Origin of the sequence: Bacillus massiliglaciei, assembly GCF_900098925.1 — a bacterium.
GTDB classification, from domain to species: domain Bacteria; phylum Bacillota; class Bacilli; order Bacillales; family DSM-1321; genus Peribacillus; species Peribacillus massiliglaciei.
Genome location: NZ_LT622352.1, coordinates 23,586 through 44,358 on the forward strand (window position 1 = coordinate 23,586; position 20,773 = coordinate 44,358).

Annotated in this window: 15 protein-coding genes and 2 pseudogenes; 11 read left to right on the plus strand and 6 right to left on the minus strand. The window is 43.2% G+C overall.

The window, feature by feature from the left end:
- The first annotated feature begins 227 nt into the window (after nt 1-227).
- The 4 genes and pseudogenes from BQ4305_RS01610 (at nt 228) to BQ4305_RS01625 (ending at nt 5,650) form a co-directional block, all read left to right on the plus strand.
- Nucleotides 228-2,276, plus strand: a complete 2,049-nt coding sequence (locus tag BQ4305_RS01610) for a molybdopterin oxidoreductase family protein (protein WP_110926155.1) — start codon at nt 228-230, stop codon at nt 2,274-2,276.
- Nucleotides 2,273-2,910: pseudogene (locus BQ4305_RS01615) on the plus strand (pyridoxamine 5'-phosphate oxidase family protein). Before BQ4305_RS01610 ends, BQ4305_RS01615 begins: the two are co-directional and overlap by 4 nt.
- Before the next feature lie 149 nt (nt 2,911-3,059).
- Nucleotides 3,060-4,222, plus strand: a protein-coding gene (locus BQ4305_RS01620; protein WP_110926156.1) for an IS3 family transposase whose coding sequence is annotated in 2 segments (ribosomal slippage) — nt 3,060-3,336 and nt 3,336-4,222 — 1,164 coding nt in all. Because the reading frame shifts where the segments join, the coding sequence is not laid out codon by codon here.
- Between the two features lie 99 nt (nt 4,223-4,321).
- Nucleotides 4,322-5,650 carry an IS3 family transposase gene (locus BQ4305_RS01625; RefSeq protein WP_110926157.1) on the plus strand — a complete coding sequence of 443 codons (1,329 nt, stop codon included), beginning with the start codon at nt 4,322-4,324 and terminating at the stop codon, nt 5,648-5,650.
- 78 nt (nt 5,651-5,728) lie between these two features.
- Here BQ4305_RS01625 and BQ4305_RS01630 read toward each other — a convergent pair whose 3' ends face one another.
- The 3 genes from BQ4305_RS01630 to dacB form a co-directional block, all read right to left on the minus strand.
- Nucleotides 5,729-7,165 carry an NAD(P)H-hydrate dehydratase gene (locus BQ4305_RS01630; RefSeq protein WP_110926360.1) on the minus strand — a complete coding sequence of 479 codons (1,437 nt, stop codon included), beginning with the start codon at nt 7,163-7,165 and terminating at the stop codon, nt 5,729-5,731.
- Nucleotides 7,166-7,332: 167 nt separating this feature from the next.
- The gene (gene lepB, locus BQ4305_RS01635; RefSeq protein WP_110926158.1) at nt 7,333-7,878 is read right to left on the minus strand and encodes a signal peptidase I; all 546 of its coding nucleotides are present in this window, start codon (nt 7,876-7,878) and stop codon (nt 7,333-7,335) included.
- A gap of 104 nt (nt 7,879-7,982) precedes the next feature.
- Nucleotides 7,983-9,458 carry a D-alanyl-D-alanine carboxypeptidase/D-alanyl-D-alanine endopeptidase gene (gene dacB / locus BQ4305_RS01640; RefSeq protein ID WP_199880505.1) on the minus strand — a complete coding sequence of 492 codons (1,476 nt, stop codon included), beginning with the start codon at nt 9,456-9,458 and terminating at the stop codon, nt 7,983-7,985.
- A gap of 217 nt (nt 9,459-9,675) precedes the next feature.
- Between dacB and BQ4305_RS22150 the strand changes: the two are divergent.
- The 6 genes and pseudogenes from BQ4305_RS22150 to BQ4305_RS01665 form a co-directional block, all read left to right on the plus strand.
- Nucleotides 9,676-10,722 (plus strand): annotated as a pseudogene (locus tag BQ4305_RS22150) (cache domain-containing protein); the annotation flags it as partial.
- 123 nt (nt 10,723-10,845) lie between these two features.
- Nucleotides 10,846-11,664 carry a methyl-accepting chemotaxis protein gene (locus BQ4305_RS22155; protein WP_407640127.1) on the plus strand — a complete coding sequence of 273 codons (819 nt, stop codon included), beginning with the start codon at nt 10,846-10,848 and terminating at the stop codon, nt 11,662-11,664.
- A gap of 156 nt (nt 11,665-11,820) precedes the next feature.
- The gene (locus BQ4305_RS01650) at nt 11,821-12,894 is read left to right on the plus strand and encodes a M20 family metallopeptidase (protein WP_324611555.1); all 1,074 of its coding nucleotides are present in this window, start codon (nt 11,821-11,823) and stop codon (nt 12,892-12,894) included.
- 297 nt (nt 12,895-13,191) lie between these two features.
- Complete coding sequence (locus tag BQ4305_RS01655; protein WP_110926162.1) at nt 13,192-13,773, plus strand: 3D domain-containing protein; 582 nt, start codon at nt 13,192-13,194, stop codon at nt 13,771-13,773.
- 176 nt (nt 13,774-13,949) lie between these two features.
- Complete coding sequence (locus BQ4305_RS01660) at nt 13,950-14,861, plus strand: ketopantoate reductase family protein (RefSeq protein WP_110926163.1); 912 nt, start codon at nt 13,950-13,952, stop codon at nt 14,859-14,861.
- Nucleotides 14,862-14,986: 125 nt separating this feature from the next.
- Nucleotides 14,987-16,261, plus strand: coding sequence for a dicarboxylate/amino acid:cation symporter (locus tag BQ4305_RS01665; protein WP_110926164.1), 1,275 nt, complete (start codon nt 14,987-14,989; stop codon nt 16,259-16,261).
- Nucleotides 16,262-16,459: 198 nt separating this feature from the next.
- On the opposite strand, the gene BQ4305_RS01670 is transcribed toward BQ4305_RS01665, so the two are convergent.
- Entirely contained in the window at nt 16,460-17,560 is a 1,101-nt protein-coding gene (locus tag BQ4305_RS01670) for an AI-2E family transporter (protein WP_110926165.1), read from the minus strand.
- Nucleotides 17,561-17,758: 198 nt separating this feature from the next.
- Here BQ4305_RS01670 and BQ4305_RS01675 point away from each other — a divergent pair, with 198 nt between their 5' ends.
- Nucleotides 17,759-18,187: a DUF5392 family protein gene (locus BQ4305_RS01675; RefSeq protein ID WP_110926166.1), complete on the plus strand. Its 429-nt coding sequence runs from the start codon at nt 17,759-17,761 to the stop codon at nt 18,185-18,187.
- A gap of 41 nt (nt 18,188-18,228) precedes the next feature.
- Here the strand turns inward: BQ4305_RS01675 and BQ4305_RS01680 are convergent, their stop codons facing one another.
- Nucleotides 18,229-19,761: an acetyl-CoA hydrolase/transferase family protein gene (locus tag BQ4305_RS01680; protein ID WP_110926167.1), complete on the minus strand. Its 1,533-nt coding sequence runs from the start codon at nt 19,759-19,761 to the stop codon at nt 18,229-18,231.
- 131 nt (nt 19,762-19,892) lie between these two features.
- Nucleotides 19,893-20,543, minus strand: coding sequence for a LytTR family DNA-binding domain-containing protein (locus BQ4305_RS01685; RefSeq protein WP_110926168.1), 651 nt, complete (start codon nt 20,541-20,543; stop codon nt 19,893-19,895).
- Between the last annotated feature and the right edge of the window lie 230 nt (nt 20,544-20,773).

Genomic DNA, 20,773 nt, shown 5'->3' on the forward strand with positions numbered 1-20,773 from the left:
TAGAAAATCTCCAAATCCTCTGTATGATGCCGCTTTCCAAAAAATAGAAATCATTTATTCTATTTATACCATAATACCGGTCATTCTCTTTCTATTAATTGCAAAAAAGAAGAAAGGTAAAATTATACAAACACACACCAGCTTTTTTAACTTTTCTTTCAGTTCAAGAGTAAGAGTTGCTATAATAGGAGAAAAGTATTCAGACATGAAAAAAATGAGGTGACGACATGCAATCCTATACCGCTCAAAAAGACGGAATATTCCCATCTGTCTGTTCATTGGACTGTCCGGACCAGTGCGGTCTGCTGCTCCATAAAGAAAACGGAAAAATCGTCAAAGTGGAGGGAGACCCGAACCATCCCATGACAAAGGGAAAGATCTGCAATAAAGTACGGAATATGGCTTCCCGCCTATACGATCCGAAACGTTTGCAGCAGCCTCTGAAAAGAATTGGTGCAAAAGGCGAAGGCCAGTTTGAGCCGATCAGCTGGAAAGAAGCCATCGAGACCATCACTGCCCGTTTTAAAGACAACATAAGAAAGTACGGCCCTGAAAGCATCCTTCCCTACAGCTTCTATGGAAATATGGGGATTCTCAGTTCAGAAGGAATGGACCGGCGCTTCTTCCACCGTATCGGCGCAAGCAGACTTCAGCGATCTGTCTGCAACGCCGCCGGATCTGTCGGATACAAATATACGATGGGCGGTTCTTTCGGCACAAGTCCAGAAGATACAGCCCATACCAAGCTTTTCATCATGTGGGGAATCAACGCGGTCAGCACGAATATGCATCAAGTGATGATTGCCCAGCAGGCCCGAAAAAAAGGCGCCAAAATTGTCGTCATCGATGTTCATAAAAACCAGACCGGAAAGTGGGCCGACTGGTTCATTCCGATAAAGCCAGGGACAGATACAGCTCTTGCTCTTGGGCTGATGCACATCCTGTTTAAAGAACAGTTCGTTGATGAAAAATTCCTTCGTTCCTATACGGAAGGACATGAACAGCTTCGGGAGCATGTACGCGATATGTCGCCAGCCGCTGTCTCTCAAATAACCGGAGTCCCTGAGGAAAGCCTGTACAAACTGGCCCGCATGTATGGCCAAACTTCCCCTTCCTTTATTCGGATCGGAAACGGCCTCCAGCATCATGATAACGGCGGAATGGCCATTCGGACCATTGCGTGCCTTCCTGCCTTAACCGGCCAGTGGCTCCATCAGGGCGGCGGTGCCATGAAAGGGAATTCCGGATATCTTGCCTTTAATACACACGCACTGCAGCGGCCGGATTTCCTGAAAAACAAGAAAACGAGGATCATTAATATGAATCAGCTGGGGGAGGCACTGGCTGAGCGCCAAAATCCGGTGCAATCACTCTATGTGTATAATTCCAACCCGGCCGTGATTGCACCGAATGCGAACCTGGTCCGGGACGGCCTGCTGCGCGAAGATCTTTTTACCGTCGTGCATGACCTGTTTTTAACTGAAACCGCAAAATACGCGGATATCATCCTGCCGGCAGCCTCTTCATTTGAAACAGAGGATTTCCTTACTTCCTATTGGCATCATTATATCCAGATACAAAAGCCGGTGATGGAGCGTTACGGGGAATCAAAATCAAATATGGAGGTCTTCAAGCTTCTGGCTGAAGCAATGGGATTTGAGGAAAAAGAATTTCAGGATACAGAGCAAGACATGATCCGTCAGGCATTAGATTACCCTGAGAATCCAGGCATTTCACATATTACATATGAAGCATTGCTCGATCGTAATTACATCAAAGCAGAGGTTCAGCCTTTATTCCCCGGAAAGCTTTCGACGCCAAGCGGCAAAATCGAGCTCTATTCTGAACAAATGAAAAAAGAAGGCTATCCGCCGCTGCCGTCGTATACACCTATTGAAGATGACGGCGATCTGCCCTTTCTTTTCATACCGGGACCGAACCATAATTTCTTGAATTCTACCTTTTCTAACAATGACAAACATATCGCCCTGGAAAAAGAAGCGAAAATCCATATGAATATCCACGATGCAGAGGCATTGGAAATTCAGAATGGCGATATGGTCCATGTATTCAATCACCGCGGCGAGTGCCGGCTTAGAGCCGCTGTCGGGGAAAATGTTCTCCCCGGTGTTTTAGTCAGCCAAGGCTTATGGAGCGATGCTGAAGCAGGGCAGCTGGTGAACGCCCTCACCCCGGATCGTATTGCCGATATGGGAGGCGGAGCCGTCTTTTTCTCAGGACGGGTCGGAATCAAAAAAGAGAAAGTGGAGGAATGAGCATGACAGAAGCCCTTGGGACAACCATCCATTCGGCGGAGCAATTAAGGGCGCTGATTGGAGAGCCTAGTGAATTGGTTCAAAATAAAACCATCGATCATCTTGACCGGCATTGCAGGGAATTCATTGCCCGGTCTCCTTTTCTGACCGTTTCTTCTTCCGGAGAAGGCGGGCAATGCGATGTCTCTCCAAGAGGGGATCAGCCCGGTTTTGTCACTGTGTTACATGATAAGCAGCTGGTCATCCCGGAAAGGCCGGGAAACAAAAGAGCCATACACTGCTCAATATTCTCCATAATCCCCATATCGGCCTGCTGTTCTTTATCCCCGGCCTTGGGGAAACACTGAGGATTAACGGGAGAGCCTCCCTTATAGCGGGGGGCGATATATTGGAACAAATGGCTGTCAGAGGCCGGAGCCCTCTTCTCGGCATCTCCGTTAAAGTGGAAGAATGCTTTATTCATTGTGCGAAGGCCTTTAAACGGTCTGGTTTATGGGAACCCGATTCCTGACCCGAAAGAGATGCCCTTCCTTCCGCTGCCAAAATCCTGCTGGATCATGCGCGTCTGCCCAATTTAACGGAACAGGGGATAGAAAAACGGCTGCAGGACGGATACACGAACCGGCTATATTAGAAAAAAGGCGCCTCCATTAATATGGTACCTGTGGTTAAGACACTCAAAAAAGAGTGTTTTAACCTAGACTAACCTAAATTAATGAGACACTATAAAACACCTTCGAAATGGTACACTTAAACAAAGTACTAATTCGGAGGTGTTTTTGCATGGGCAAAAATGTATATTCAAATGAAGTTAAGTGGGCAGTTGTGAAAGATAAAATGAGTGGTCAGTTTTCGAACCGTGAAATCATGGAGAAGTATGAGATTAAAAATGTATCTCAAATCAAAACGTGGATGAAATGGTATCGAGATAATCAGGTTCATCGATTTAATCAACCAATAGGAAAACAATATTCCTATGGTCATGGACCAGACAGTTCGAGTCCTGAAGAGAAAAAAGAACGTCAATTGAATCATTTAAAACAGGAAAATGAAATCTTAAAAAAGTATTTGGAGATCGAAAAGGAGTTGAAAAAGAAATCGTTCTCCAATTAGTTCAGAATTTACGAAAGAAATATACAGTATCAGCTATTTTATCAGCTTTAAATGTTCCTAGATCCACCTATTATCGCTGGGCAAATGCGCAACCAGTTGAGTTGTCTAAGGAAGAAGAAGCGATTATTTACCTTTGCGAAAAAACTAAATACCGATATGGTCATCGAAAAATCAAGGAGCTTTTAAAACGTGACTATCATATCAAATTGAACCGTAATACTGTTCAACGAATCATGCAGAAATATCACCTTCAATGTAAAGTAAAACAAAAGAGAAGGTGGAAATCTCAAGGAGAATCTGTCGTTGTCGCGCCAAACTTATTACAGCGAGAGTTTCACGCAAGCAAACCTAACCATAAGTGGGTAACAGATATTACCTACATTCAATATGGGCCAGACACTTTATATTTATCAACGATCATGGACTTGTTTAATAATCAAATTGTTGCCTATAAACTTTATACTCATCAACAAATTCCTTTGGTGATTGATACCTTGAATGAAGCACTAGAAAAGCGAGGAAACCCTAAAGGAGTCATCATCCATTCAGATCAAGGAAGTGTCTATTCTTCTTATGCTTATCAGAATCGGATTAAAGAAAAGAATTTAGTTGGTAGTATGTCACGCAGGGGAAACTGTTGGGACAACGCAGTGATTGAGTCTTTCCACTCCAACCTTAAATCAGAAGAATTTCAGTTTGTTAAATTCCATTCTTTGTCGCTAGAAGAAGTAAAGGAACGTGTGGATCAATTTATGAGTTATTATAACGAAGAGCGTATCCAAGAAAAATTAGGCTACCACACACCAATAGAGTTTGGTGATATGGCAGCCTAAGAAGGTGTTTTATTACTGTCTCAAATGAATAGGTCAGTCTAACCACAGGTATTTTTTTATATACTTGAATTTCAAGATAAGGGGATTAGGTGAGATAACATGAGTAAGATTACATTTTCAGCTAAAGAGATCAAAGTACTTCAACAGAATCCAAATGTTCAACGTGTTAGTGAAAAAGCAATTACATATACTGACACCTTTAAAAATAGATTTATGGATGAGTATTTGTCTGGTAAACTTCCGCGTCAGATTTTTATGGAGAACGGCTTTGATATTGAGATTATAGGACAAAGCAGAATAGAACAAGCAGCTTGTAGGTGGAAGAAGGCATATGAAAAGAATGGAGTAATTGGACTTACAGATTCAAGGAAAGTAAGTTCTGGCAGACCATTAAAACGAGAGCTTACCCCTTCTGAGGTGATCGAAAGACAAAAAGCACAAATTAAGTTACTTGAGGGACAGGTAGAACTATTAAAAAAGCTAGAAGTGACAGAAAGGAGGCTGCTAAAAGGAAGAGAAAATCTAGCCCCGAGTAAAGTATATCAGTTGATTTATGATACCATTGAACAGAATCGTTTTAAAGGAATGACCTCGTATTTCTGTCAGCTATTAGATGTATCTCGTTCGGGATATTATAGCTACTTAAAGGCATCCAGCAGCCGAGATGCAAGAGAACTATTAGACCTAGAGGCAAAAAAGATTATATTAAAGGCATTTAATCATCGAGGATATAAGAAAGGGTCACGTTCTATAAAAATGATACTGGAAAAGAACGATGGCATTATCTTTAGTCGTAAAAAGATACAGAGAATCATGAGGAAATATGGAATTGTCTGCCCACATAGAAAATCGAATCCTTACAAAAAGATCGCTAAAGCAACTAAGGAACATCAGGTCGTGCCAAATAAATTAAACAGAGAATTCAAGCAAGGAGTTCCTGGAAAGGTATTATTAACCGATATTACCTATTTGCCATATAACAGAAATTGTATGGCTTATTTGTCGACCGTAAAAGATGCATCCACTAACGAAATCTTAGCTTATCATGTTTCCGATCGTATTACTTTAGACATCGCAACTAAGACGATACAGAAATTAATGAACAACAAGAAAGTAACTCTACATTCAGAAGCCTTCATTCACTCAGATCAAGGAAGTCATTACACTAGCCCAAGGTATCAAAAGCTATTAAACAAGTATGGTCTTGGTCAATCTATGTCTCGTAAAGGCAACTGTTGGGATAATGCTCCTCAGGAGTCATTCTTTGGTCATCTAAAAGATGATGTTGATTATAAATCCGCTAAAACGTTGAAAGAATTGAAGGCAAAAATAAATCATTATATGGTTTACTATAACAATTATCGATATCAGTGGAACTTAAAAAAGATGACCCCTATTCAATACAGGAATCATCTTCTAGTTGCTTAAGCTCTTTTTTTATAGTGTCCTTGACATAGGTGCCTGTTTACATTGGGCGCTTTTTTTTTTGCAATTTCCGCAGATTCTTCATTCAAATTTTTTCAAAACAGAAGGCAGACATTCGCTCAAATCGCTTGCGAGCATGCTGCTCATAGCTTTTTCTTCCTTCCACAGATCGGCACAGGCACCGTGAAGATAAACTGCGTTCGCGACTGCTGATTTTACATCCTCACTGAACGATAGGAAGGCAAGAATCATGCCCGTCAGTGTATCACCTGTCCCTCCCTTTGCAAGACCGGCATTCCCTGTCCGATTGACGATCAGATCACCGTCCGGAAAGGCGATGACAGTATTCCGTCCTTTCAAGACTAAAATCACACCCTGTTTCTCCGCATATCGCGATGCTGCGTCCAGACGATTTTGCTGGATGGCCTGCACCGCTTCACCTGTGATCCGGCTGAACTCCCCGGGATGGGGTGTCACGATAACAGGGCTCTTCCGTTCCGGATAAGTCCGTCTTCTGATGGCTCCGGCATCCAGAACCAACGGAAGGTCGCTCCGAAGCAAATGGCTGACTGCCCGTTCGATCAATTGTTCATCAGCCAAGCCCGGGCCGATGGCTGCCGCCCGAAAACCTTCTGGCAGGCTTCCTTCTGCAATCTGCTCCAGGCCGTCTTGCAGAAACGTACACTCCGGAACCCGGCCCGCAATAATGGAAGAGACAAACTTCGTTGTAGCCACCGTCATTTTTCCGATGCCGCTTCGCATGGCCCCAAGGCCAGCCAGCATCGCACTGCCGGGCATAGCATCCGTTCCGGCAATCAAAAGCCCATTCCCAAATGTTCCCTTATGCACATTCCCTGCCCGCTTCGGCATAGAGGCCCTGACATCCTCTTCCTGCCAAACCCTCAAGCGTGAATCATGCGGCAGTCCAATATCGAGCACTATAGTCTCTCCATAAAAGTCAGCACTGTCTTCCAAGAAGGCTGATGGCTTATATCCATGCAGACAAAATGTCACATTGGCTCGAAACGCCTCATATGTCTTGCCATGATCCGCTGCAGTTCCTGTTGGCAGATCAACGGCCCACCTTCTGGCTTTCTGTGCATTCGCCCATTTGACCTCTCCCAGAACTTCCTCACGAAGCGGGAGTCTAGTTCCTGCCCCAAGCATCGCATCTATTATAATGGAATAGGCGTCTCTTTTTTCAGTTGCAGGCTCATATCCCAGACTTTTAAAATAGGACAGATGCTCTTCTGCTGCTTCAGTCACCGGAAGTCCAAGGGGAAAATAGAGATCTGTGCAATAGCCCGCCTGTTTTAAATATCGGGCGAGCACAATTCCATCACCGCCATTATTCCCCCTTCCTGCCAAAATCAAAATCCGCTCTTCTCGGCCAAGCTTCCTTACTATGGCATCAAACAAAGCCTTTCCCGCATTCTCCATCAATGTCACCGTACGCAGTCCTCGCTTCTCTGCCAGACTGTCCATCTCGGCGATATCCGCTTTTCGGTAAATATACATACCCTCTCTCCCTTCAAATTCACGGTGTTTTTCTCTATTATAATACTGGTATATGAAAATCGAAAACGGAATCACCCTTCGCTTATTTCCGAGGAAATACTTCATTATTCGATTTTCTTCCACATCAAAAAGGCCATCCGTCACAGGAGCAAGGATGGCCTTACCTTCTATTTAATTAATTGAATGTCGTTCATCGGCCAATACAGAAATTCAGCCTGACCGGTTATTTTTTCTTTGGAAACGGTACCGATCATTCTGCTGTCTAAACTATTTCTTCGATTGTCTCCCATTACAAAATATTCATTTTCAGGGACTGTTTCCGCTCCTGTATAATCCTCCAGTTTAAAATCTTCCGTTAGATTTTCTTGTCCATATTCTTTTTTTTCATTATCTAAGTACGGTTCTTCATATTTCTTTCCGTTAATATACAGAACGTCATCTTTGTATTCAATATGATCCCCGGGCATGCCAATCACACGTTTAATATAATCCTTTTCTTTTGTTGCATGGAACACCACAATATCAAAGCGATCAATATCACTGCGTTTACTGAGAATAATCTTATCTTCATCCTGTAATGTCGGCATCATGGATTCACCATCGACGACAATAGGCGAAAATAGATACATTCTGATCACGCAGGAGAATAGAACGGCCGTTATTATCGCTTTAGTCCAAGAAAAAAGTTCTTTTGCAGCCTTTGATTTTCCCATCGATTCACTCCTATCGTTCCCGTTTATTCTTACTATACAATGGTTCTTACATGGATGGAAATTTCAAGCAGGGCAGAATGCCAATAAAAAAGACAGACCTTCAGTTAGTCTGTCCCTGTCTGTTCTGCCAGCAGAACTGCAATTTGATCCTGTACCTCTGTGATTCGGCTCTCTTCCAGAAAGTTGTTCAGCAGAATGGAAAAGATATACGTTTTCCCGTTCTTCCCTGTTACATAACCTGAAAGGGTGCTTACCCCGGTCAATGTCCCCGTTTTTGCACGGGCATTTCCCTCAGCTTCCGTTCCTTTCATCCGATTCCGAAGCGTACCTCCGACAAACTTTCCTTTTTCCCCAGCAATAGGCAGTGATTCTTCATAGGAGGAAAACCAAGTCTTATCCTGCACCTGAAATAATAGCTCTGACATTTGATTCGCTGTGACCAGGTTCATATGGGACATGCCGGAGCCATCTCGGATGTTCATGCTGTCCCGATGTAGGGAAAACGTCTTGAGTGTGTCATTCATCACTTCCAGGCCCTCTTCCCAGCTGCCTTCTCCGTGCTTGACTTTCCCCATTTCCTTTACAAGCACTTCTCCATGTCCGTTATTGCTCAATTTCATGAACGGCACCAGTAAATCTGACAGAGGAATCGACTCATGCTCTGCCGCTTTCTTCGCATCATTCGGAGTGATGCCTGCCGACACGTTCCCTGCCAGGTGAATCCCTTGAGTTTTCAATGATTTCACAAACATGGAGACAGTATAGTGGGAAGGATCGAGCACCGGCACCCGCTGCTTGACCCTATTTTGTGACAGCGGAATCGTTCCTGTCACATGAATCGTATTTTCCAGCCGTTCCCGTTTGATTTCAATCGCTTCTTTTCCATCAGTATCAACCGTTTTTGCTTGATTGACCACTCTCATATAATCGTTCCTTGGAATCAGTTCAACTCTTGCTGCCGTTCCAGGTTTGTCTCCCGGACGAATATCAACCCGGACCGTACCGGCGTCATATTGTCCATCAGGTGAAAGTGTCAGCGCGGAAATCGGTGCCCCGTAAGCCTCCAGCTTATCTGCTTCCTGCAAATCTGCCGAGTGCAGCTGACCATCATACCAGCTGCTGTCACCGATAATATCTCCAGAAATGAACTGAATGCCGCGAATGCGAAGAACGCCGGCCAGTCGATCCAAATCCTGTTTTCTCAATGTCGGATCCCCTTTTCCCTTTATGTATACATTTCCTTTCAAAAAGGGGCCGGCCTGAAGCCCATCCAAATAGATCTCTGTCTTGAAGCGAAATGTCTCACCGAGAACTTCCAAGGCGGAAGCCGCTGTCAAAAGTTTGAGATTGGAAGCCGGCCTAAGTCTCAAATCCCCATTATGGGTATAGAGAATCTTCCCTGTTTCCGCCTCGCGGATACTGACTCCCGCCAATGAGCCCTGTAATGAACCAGACCCCTCTATGATTTGATTGAGCTGACTTTTCAGCCCGGATTCCTGAGAGAAAATCTCTTTTCCCGGGGCCAGGAGAAGAATGAGGGCTAAAGTCCAGGAAAAAGAACGGCGGATACCTCTTTTCAATGCTGTCACCACCTCATTTAACTGATTATTCTTAAATTAAAACATTTCATTGCTAATTTCCTCCATCCATCCATTAACAATTTCGTTTTGCATCCGAAAATATACATAATAGAGAAACTAGGTCTTTCGGCCCTTCACCCCATTTTTGGGTCATACATACCGTTTCAGCCAGCCTGAAGGGTAAGCCTGTCTCATACGTTAGAAAGGAGAAGTCATTATGAAAAGTTTTTTATCATTTTGGACCAATTCCCTGCAAAAAAGAATACTGGTCCCTTTTTTATCTTTATTCCTTATTTCCTGCTTCCTATTAGGAATATTCGTTTATGAGTTCAGCCTGAAAGCCATCAAAGAGGATATGTCTTCCTCCCTGAAAAACCAGGTGGAAAGTATCCATACAGCCTATGATTTGTATCTTGACAATATTTATTCCTCTTTCGATCTCGTAGCTAATCGAGAAGAATTGATCCAGAACTATGATAAAAACCCCGAGCAAATTGAAAAACTGTTTGAACAGTCCATCACAGATACCAGTATGCAGCGCATGTACTATGGAATTGAGAAAACAGGTGAGACTCTCATTATTCCGCATGTCGAACTTCCGGCTGATTTTGATCCGAGAGAAAGAGGCTGGTATCAGGATGCCATAAAGGAAAAAGGGAAACCGGTCTGGTCAGACCCCTATCCGGATGCTACATCTGGAGAGATGTTCCTGACCTTATCCAAAGCCTTATATAAGGGAGATACTCTAACCGGGGTTGTTGCTGTGGATCTTCCTGTTTCCGTCCTGTCAGAACAAAACCAAAAAGCCAATTTAGGTAAGACCGGCATCCCAATGGTCACCAATCTTGACGGGGTCATTACGACCCATCCGGATGACAGCCTGATCGGCAAAAAGATTCCGGATGAAATCCTGAAGCAAATGAAAGGAACACAAGGCACTTTCGAAAATTCGTATGGCGGAACAGATCGATTATTCTCTTATTATCAAAATAAAGAAGGCGGTTTGATTGTCATCGGTATGATCAATGAAAGTGAGATCAGGGAAAGTGCGGAAGATATCGTCTTTCCAGTCCTCCTTGTCCTTGGCGCTGTTATTCTTTTGTCCATTGCCGTCTCTTATTGGATTTCACGGTCATTAACCCGGCCGATTAAAGAATTGGAAGCCGCCTCTGAAAAATTGGCTGATGGTGATTTTTCCGCTTCCCTTACAAGTGACCGGACAGATGAATTAGGGAATTTATTCAATGCCTTCAGCCGAATGAGCCAGCAATTAAAGCATTCCCTTGTAAAGGTGGATGAAATATCTGAAAAAGTGCAGGAATCTTCCATGACTCTTGTAGCAAGCGCAGAAGAAAACTCAGCCGCTTCCCTGCAAGTAGCTGCCACAATGGGACAGATTGCCTCGGGAGCCACAAGCCAGACGGAAAATATTCAAGAAAATGAATCCGATTTAAGCGAAATCGATAAGCAGGTCAGCCAGCTGTCTGTCAGTATCAGCGATATGCAAGAAGGATCTGACCAAATGTTCCATTCGTCTGAAAATGGCCGAAAAACAGTTCAATCGTTAAAAGAACAGTTCAATGAGACTGCGGGCATTGCCGGCAAAATGGGACACGCCGTCGATTCCCTGAATACTCGTTCTAATGAGATTAACGAAATCGTCAATACAATTACAGAAATTGCCGGGCAAACCAACCTTCTTGCATTAAATGCAGCCATTGAAGCTGCACGTGCCGGAGAACATGGCAAAGGATTTGCCGTTGTTGCCGATGAAGTAAGAAAGCTTGCCGAACAAACCGAAAACTCGTCCAAGGAAATTGCTTCATTGATTCAAACCATGCAGACCGACACGTCCCAGACGGTTTCCTTAATTGATCAGGTCAACCGTCAAATTGACAATCAAGGAAGCTCTGTGACGAAAACGGAACATGCCTTTGAAGAAATTTCTTCAGTCATCGGCCAAACCTTCAGTAATTTTGAAGGAATTATCCGAACCTTAAAAGTAATCAATGGCAAAATTGAAAACACAAAGAATAATGCCTCCGAGCTCAGCTCCATCAGCCAGGAAACTGCTGCCGGCACTCAAGAAGTATCTGCTTCCATGGAGCAGACCTCCGCTTCTATGGAGCAGCTTAACAAACTGGCCGGAGACCTGGAGAACTTCTCACAGGAATTACAGGCTGAATTGAAAAAATTCACCTTTTAACCCGAAGAACATGGCCGTACGCTCTAGGTCATGTTCTTTCTTTATTTTTCTTACAAAAACAAAAACTTTCCGGCTGTATACTGTAAATGGGGAATTCCCTGTTAAAAAGAACGGACTGCAGGGTAAAGAATCATAATAGAACGTTCGGAGGGGGATATGATGTTTGAACCATTGTTAAAAGAATTAGTGAAAATCGACAGTTCCAGAAGAAAGGGAGCGAATCAGGCTGTAGAATTTTGCGCGGAATGGCTCCAAGAACAGGGCCTTTCGGTCAAAATACTCGAAAATAACGGCTGCCTCATGCTCGTAAGTGAAATCGGCTCAGGGAACAAAACGATTATTTTAAACGGTCATGTGGATGTAGTCAGCGGAACCCCTGATCAATTTTTCCCAGAAGTCATCGAAGGAAAGCTCTATGGACGCGGATCCGCTGATATGAAGGCCGGTGTCGCTGCCTTGATGTGCACGATGGCAAAGCTCAAAGATTTGGATCTTCACGCAAACATTCAGCTTCAAATCGTCTCGGATGAAGAAACTGGCGGCTTCAATTGCTCGGGCTATCTAGCCGAACAGGGGTATTTAGGTGATTTTGTTATTTGTGCAGAGCCCACCCAGCTGGGTATCGGCCTTCAGGCGAAAGGCGTGCTGCAGCTCGATCTTGAAATCGACGGCTCGCCTGCACATGGAAGCCGCCCTTGGGAAGGCATCAATGCCATAGAAAAAGCGTATGAAATCTATCAGGCCATTTTACACCTGCCCTTCACCAAGGAAAGCACCTCCCTCTATGCCGGTCCTTCTGTCAATCTGGCAAAAATCAAGGCCGGCGATGCATATAACAAGGTTCCCGACAAATGCATGATCAGTCTTGATATCCGCTATCTTCCAGGCCAGTCGGCTGAAGATATTATAAGTGAGATTAAAGCAGTCATTGGGAATCAGCCTCTTCACCTCCATATGGCCAGCCAGCCGGTTCAGACAAAGGAAACAGACCCATTTATCACCATGCTGCGGTCGGCCATGAAAAAGAAAACCCAAAAGAAAGCCGCGATTTTTGGCCAGCATGGCTCGGCAGATACCGTCTATTTTGCCAAACATGGCATTTCTGCCATTGAATTCGGGCCAAGCGGCGGGAACTGGCACGGCAACCGGGAATATGCAGATCTTGAAAGTTGCGCTCAATACATAGACATTCTTTCTGCATTCCTATCCGATTTTACGCCTGATTCTTAAATGGGGGTTTAAAAAGAATTATCTGCATCCTGATTGGCAGGAAAAACTGCCGATTGCGGATGCAGATTTTTTTCCGGCCCTCTTTCCGTCTCGCTTTCTAGGTCTATCTCCCCCGCTGATTACTAAATTTTTTGCCTCTCTCTACCTTTTTTCTTCAGCCTTTTCTCATACCCAAATTACACTTTTTTATTACATTGTTATCCTTTTGTAACATAAATACCATTCCATAGAAACATGATTGTTACATTAACCTGTTATTCTATGAACACGATTTAATAGTAAAGGAGACTATTACTTTTGAAAAAATTACTAATACCAATGATTACTGCTTGTTTTCTAGTATTTGGTTTTTCCGGAGTCTCATCGGCCGCGGCAACTACATATAAGGTACAAAAGGGTGATTCCTTATGGAAGATTGCTTCTAAACATAAAGTTTCAGTCAGTCAGCTAAAAAGCTGGAACGGACTTAAGTCTGACACCATTCACCCTAAACAGGTTTTGAAAATTTCAAAGCCAAAAACTGCAGCAAAACAAACTGCAGTAAAGAAATCGACAGCAACAGCTAAGAAGGCTTCTGCCCCTGCTAAATATAAAACAATGACCGTTAAAACAACAGCTTACACTGCCAGCTGCAAAGGCTGCAGCGGAATTACTGCTACCGGAATCAACTTGAAGAAGAACCCGAATGCAAAAGTCATTTCCGTTGATCCTAAGAAGATTCCTCTTGGAACAAAAGTTTATGTGCCTGGTTACGGAACAGCGATCGCCGGTGATACTGGCGGCGCCATGCACGGAAATAAAATCGACTTATTCATGTCCTCTAAAAAGAAAGCTCTTAACTGGGGCGTGAAAACTGTTACCATTAAAGTCTATAAATAAGATATTCACCACTCCCGTCTGCTGCGTGCAGGCGGTTTTTTCTTTTCCAACGATCTATCTTCAAAACTATTTTTCTGAATATTCCTTCAGTGTTATGATAGAACAGTAAGGACAGCCGCTTTTAGAAACTGAGCGTTTTGGTTCCATTACTAATTAATTAATAAGGGGTGCTGGATATGAAGATTGTAATAATCGGAGCGGGTGCAGTAGGAGCTTATTTTGGCGCGAGACTTCAGCAAGCCGGACAAAAGGTAGAGTTTTTAGTCAGGAAACAGCGGGCTATACAGCTGAGCGAAGAAGGCATGTACATAACAAGCCCCCATGGCAATTATGTTTTCAATGATATGGAGTTCACAGATGATGTCCATACCATATCAGATCCAGATCTCGTCTTGCTTGCTGTAAAAGGCTATCATTTACAGTCAATCCTCGGAGACATCGAGATACTGGTTAATCAAGGAGCACGGGTACTGCCGTTATTGAATGGACTGGAGCATATTCATATTCTGCAGGACAAATTCGGAAAAGAAGCAGTCATCGGCGGAAGTGCCTATATCGTATCCACGCTCAATGAACGAGGACACGTGGTCCACTCGAACATTCAGCATGATTTCATCTACGGTCCCCTGCACCCTTCTCAGGAAGAAATCTGTACACAGCTTGAGGCCATTACAGAATCAGCTATAATGGGTGCCCAAAAATCTGAAGATATTTTAACGGCCTTATGGAATAAATATATGTTCATTACCGCCTTTTCCGGAGTAACTACCGCATCGAATCTGCCAATTGGAACCATTCGCAAATTCCCTGAAACATTTGAACTGGTTTACAAAGTACTGCTTGAGATGCAGACTCTTGCCGGGGCACACGACGTTACACTGAGTGATCAGCAGGTCAGCCAGGCTCTTGCGGCGATGAAGGACCTGCCGGAGGAAGCCACTTCTTCTATGCATCAAGACCGAAGAAAAAGCATGACCCTTGAAGTAGAACATCTCCAGGGAGGGGCCATCCGTCTCGCCCGGAAAGCGGCAATACAGCTTCCTGTCGTTGAATCCTTATACGCCTTAATCAAGCCGTTCGAAAATTAAGCTTCCATCCTGAAGACCAAAAAGACCAAAAAGACCAATATAAACAAAAAATCAAATCTCTCTCCCCTCTGTTATAATTTTATTAAGAATATATGAAGCTACTATATAACAAAGGGGAGTATAGCATGAAAATTCTCAAAAATCTAACTGTTCAAGTAATCATTGCTATAGTGCTTGGTGTATCAGTAGGACACTTTTTCCCTTCATTTGGGTCAGAGCTGAAATTCCTGGCTGACTGGTTTATCAAGTTAATAAAAATGGTCATTGCTCCTATCATTTTCTTCACCGTCGTCATCGGAATTGGCGGTATGGGAGATATGAAAAATATCGGCCGTATCGGCGGTAAAGCTCTATTGTATTTTGAAATCGTTTCCACAATTGCTTTAGCCATTGGTCTTCTGGTCGTTAATATTTGGGGACCAGGCCGTGGATTTAATGTAGACGGTGCAAGCAATGCAGACGTTTCACAATATACGAAAGCCGCTGAAGAGACAGAGCATGGTGTGCTCGCCTTCATCTCGAACATCATTCCTGAAAACGCTGTAGCGGCATTGGCCGGCGGGGACCTGCTTCCAATCCTATTATTCGCTGTCCTGTTCGGACTGGCACTGGCCAGGCTTGGAGAAAAAGGACAGCCCGTTGTTAAGCTGTTCCAAAATCTTGCTGATGTTTTCTTTGGAATTGTCGGAATAGTAATGAAGTTGTCGCCGCTTGCTGCTTTCGGGGCAATGTCTTTCACAATCGGCAACTTCGGGTTAGGCTCTTTAGGCAAACTCGGACAGCTGATGGGTGCTGTATATCTGACAATGTTCTTGTTCATTATTTTCGTCTTAGGAGCCATCGCCAAAGCATTCGGTTTTAACATTCTGAAATTCATTGCCTATTTAAAAGAAGAAATCCTGCTCGTGATCGGTACTTCTTCATCCGAATCAGCGCTTCCAAGTATGATGAACAAGCTTGAAAAGTATGGCTGTTCCAAATCAGTCGTTGGATTGGTCGTTCCAACAGGCTACTCCTTCAACCTGGACGGGACCTCCATTTATCTGTCCATGGCGGCGATGTTTATCGCCCAGGCGTATGGAGCAGACCTGACCATACTCCAAATGATTACTTTGCTTGGAATATTAATGCTGACATCAAAAGGAGCTGCCGGTGTAACTGGATCCGGTTTCATTACGCTTGCTGCCACACTGGCTGCCTTCCCGATGATTCCTGTGGAAGGAATGGCTCTTTTACTCGGGGTTGACCGTTTCATGTCTGAAGCCCGTGCCGTAACCAACCTGATTGGAAATGGCGTAGCAACGGTCGTTATCTCGAAATCAGAAAAAGAATTCCACCCAGGGAGAAAAGAAGATCTTTCAGAAGGCCAGGCTGCTGCATCCCTTGAACGTTTAGATTAATGCATAAAAAAAAACAGGCGGAGACAACTCCCCGCCTGTTTTTTTATGCCTTTTTCTGTTTCCCCGTCAAAACAAAAAAACGGGGACAAGGATAAAAGCCGCTCTTAACGGTCTGAACCGTGCCCTTGTCCAGGAAAGCGTCCTATAAATAACAAAATATCAAATTCCTCTGTGAGGAATTTGATATTTTGCATTTCTTTATTCCAGGATTTCTGAATTGTTCTCTTTCCTGATTCGTATGAATTTCACGATATTCAAGATGATCGTTTTGGCTACTGAATAAGTCGGAATCGCTAAAATCATTCCAAGTATCCCTGCAATATTGCCGGCAACCAGCAATAGAATAATAATTGTCAGCGGATGGGTATTCAGCTTTTTCCCGATCACAAGCGGAGAAATTAAATTCCCATCCAACTGCTGGATAACTGTTACCACAACCACGACAAGCAATGCCTGCGTCGGAGAATGGATTAAAGCAACAATGAAGGCCGGCGCCACCCCGATAAATGGCCCTACATACGGAATAATATTCGTAATGCCTCCGATTAAAGCAAACACAATCGCATAAGGGAGATCAATAATCAGATATCCAATGAAAGTCCCGACTCCGACAAACAGACAAACCAAGATTTGTCCTTGAATATATGTGGCAAGTGTTTCGTTTGTTTCCTTTAACATCGTATAGCTTGAAGTGCGGTAAGGAGCCGGTACAAAACGCAAAATCGCATTCTTCAGCTTATCCCCGTCTTTCAGCATATAAAAAAGAACAAAAGGAACGGTAACAATCACTAAAGTGATATTGGTCACCATGCCAATAACGGTAGAAAGACTGTTCGTCACGTTATTCGGCATCGCGGTTAAATAAGACTGCAAAGTATCTTCCACTTTTTCAATCGACACATAATCCTGTTCCATCGTCCACTTGAACCAGCCCGATTCAACCAGCCTGTCAAAGAAATCACGTGCCTGTCCAAAATACGTAGGAATATTCTCAATCAAATCCGTTACCTGCTTGGATAAGGAAGGCCCCACTGTACTGACCAGAAGACTGATGACGCCGATGAACACTATGTATATAAGCAAGATGGCGATTGTTTTAGGAACCCGATATTTGACTAAAAACCTGACAACCGGATTAAAAAGATAAAACAAAAAACCTGCAATGATAATCGGAAAAAACAAGGTTGATACGAACACCACGATCGGTTCGAATAAAAAAGAAATCTTCGTGCAAACATAAATCAAAATAGCAACTAATAGTAACTCAATAGTCCAATACTGCAGCTTTGACTTAGACAAGGCATCTCCCCCAATAGTTTAAAACCACTTCTCAATTGGTTTCCATAAGCGTTAATTTTTATTCCATTTTATCATTATCTCCCCTTTTTTTCACTGTCAATGTTCTGTATTCCCTTTTATTTCCCTTTTTACGCCTGAAACTTTTCCCGGGCTGAGCCGTATAGGTAAGAAAGGATTTTGTTCAGAAAGGATTAGATTATGAAAAGTACAAGTAATCAAACCGCAGCTATCCAAAAAGAACTTCTGGCAATGAAAAAGAAGCTGGAGCCTCTTACGAAAAAAAATAATCGCTACGCCTTCTTATCCAGCATGATGCTTGGGATTTCCATCATTAATCTTTATGATTTATTGTTTCTTAACAGGCAGGCGGAGGAAAGACTGCTGCTTCTGCTGTTCTTTGCTTTGATAGGGGCTTTTGGTATGGCGCTGTTTAAAGAAATGCGTCTTAGAAATAAGGAAATTAGAAAATTGACCCTGTCTTATATAGAGGAGCGTATACGAAACAGTTCTTCGCTTTCTGCTGAAAAAAAGGAACGGTATCTGACATCTATTGCGGCAACACCCATGCTTGCCCTCCAGCTTTTTAAAAATTTCCTGCTTGAAGAAGAAAAAAGCAGAACCCGCTGAGGCAGTTTGCCCCAGCGGGTATTTTAATCGTATGAAGATGATTATTTTTGTTCTTGAACTTCACGGGAAGAAGCAAGCATTGTCCCATTTTTAGCAAGATTCACATGCCAAGAGAAAGCTTTTTCAAGAATATGCGGCGTTTGGTGTCCGCCTGTTACAGCAAGCGCTTCATTGTAGTAGTCCCATAATTGATCACGATAATCTGGGTGAGCACAGTTGTTGATGATTAATTCAACGCGCTCTTTCGGTGCAAGTCCGCGAAGATCTGCATATCCCTGTTCTGTAACGATAACATCTACATCATGCTCTGTATGATCCACATGAGGGATCATTGGAACGATACTGGAGATTTTTCCGCCCTTCGCATAGGACTTCGTAACGAAGATGCCTAGACGTGCATTACGGGCAAAGTCTCCGGAACCGCCGATTCCATTCATCATTCTAGTACCGGAAACATGTGTAGAGTTTACATTTCCATAGATGTCCAGTTCAAGTGCTGTATTAATGGAAATCAATCCAAGTCGGCGGATGACTTCTGGGTGGTTCGAAATTTCCTGCGGACGAAGAACAAGCTTGTCAGCATATTTTTCTAACTCTCCATATACTAGCTTTCCTTTTTCTTCAGACAATGTAATAGAGCATCCGGATGCGAAATTCACTTTCCCTGCATCGATTAGATTGAAAACCGCGTCCTGAAGAACTTCAGAATATACTTCCAGATCTTCAAATTCAGAATCAATGAATCCTTCCAAAACGGCGTTGGCTACTGAACCAATACCTGATTGCAGCGGCGCAAGCTTATTTGTCAGGCGTCCAGCCTTTACTTCTTCACGAAGGAAATTTGTAAGATGTTCAGCCATAATCGCTGTTTCTTCATCTGGCTGTACAATGGTTGACGGCGCATCGACAGTTGTTGAAACGACAATACCGCGGATTTTCTCGATATCCACGTCAATGCCAGGAGTACCGATTCTGTCAGCTACAGCTGTCATTGGAATTGGCTCTCTCTCTCCCTGGTTGCCTGGAACATATACATCATGGATGCCTTCCAGTGCGTCCGGATGAGCGATATTTAATTCAATAATAATATTTTCTGCTTTCTGAGCAAAAATCGGTGAATTCCCTACGGAAGTCGTTGGAATGATTTTGCCGTCTTCGGTAATCGCAACCGCTTCAATGATCGCAAAATCAATCGGTCCGATAATTCCTTGTCTTACTTGTTCTGCTGTATGCGACAGATGCTGATCCATATAATGGATTTCATCTGCGTTAATTCTATTTCTGATTTCAGAGTCTGCCTGGAAAGGCGAACGTTTATTAATGATGCCGGCCTGTGCCATGTAACGGTCTACTTCAGGTCCTAATGAAGCTCCTGTGTACACGTCCACTTTAAATTTCTCTGTTTTGGCTCTTTCAACAAGTGCCATAGGAACAGCCTTAGCATCTCCTGCGCGAGTGAAACCGCTCATGCCAAGTTTCATTCCGTCTTTAATCCATGAAGCAGCTTCCTCCGCAGTAACAACCTTACCCCTAAGTTGTTCATTACGAATTTTATTGAAAACGCTTTCGTCCATGTAAAAGTCCCCCATTCCGCTTTTCTTACACTTCATTTTATCAAGGGAAGACCGAATATACATTCATTTCGGGATGAAAAGCCTTATATACATCCCGAAACAGAATTTTTTTAACATAAAGCAGAATTTGTTTAAAATCCTAATACTCTCCTGAATTGACTCGCATAGGTTTGACTGACTTGAATTTTAGATTGGTCCTTCATAACTAAGAGAAATGTGGAATGAAAATCAGGAAGAATCTCTGCAATATGATTGATATTAACGATATAAGAACGGTGAACCCGGATAAAAATATCTTCCGGCAGCACAAGCTCCAGCTCGCTCAAATTCAATTTATGGAAGCCTGAAATCCCGTTTGTCTGAATCTTCGTTTTCCTGTTTTGCGCTTCCAGATACATAATTTCCTCATAAGGGACCGGGATCCATCTGTCGCTCGTCTTGATTGTCAGTACAGATGTCGATTGCAGGAGCGGTTTGTAAGGAAGAATAGCCGTTACAGCCCCCTTGGGCATTCCTTCTTTTATAATCGGAATGGACATCCCATAATAAGGTACCCCAAAGCGATTGCCTTGGATGTATTCCGCAATTTTCCTTCCGTCATTCATGGCTTTGAATGTGACAGTATCTTCACTTAGTATATCCCCGGGCTGAATTTGCAAGTCTATTTGTTTGCTTGGCTGATAATAAATAAACTGTCTGTCATCCGCCACAGCCAGGGACGTTTCTTTTGAATTGATATCTCCAATAATATTAAGTAAGGATTTGACTGTAAAACGATCCATGAAAAATCACCTTTTTTTACTTTTTTTGTATACATAGTAATAAGTTTTTTTATTGAAAGGCTGCCTCCTCCATCATTTCAGCAAACTTTCTGTCTCAAGTTCATTAAAAAAATAATTCCAAATGCATAGGTAACCGCAGACAATCTAAACGATTGCCCCTCCGCTTCATTATAATCTGTCTGAACCAGAAATTCTATAGCAGAATAGAGAAAAAAGCATTCATGATACAG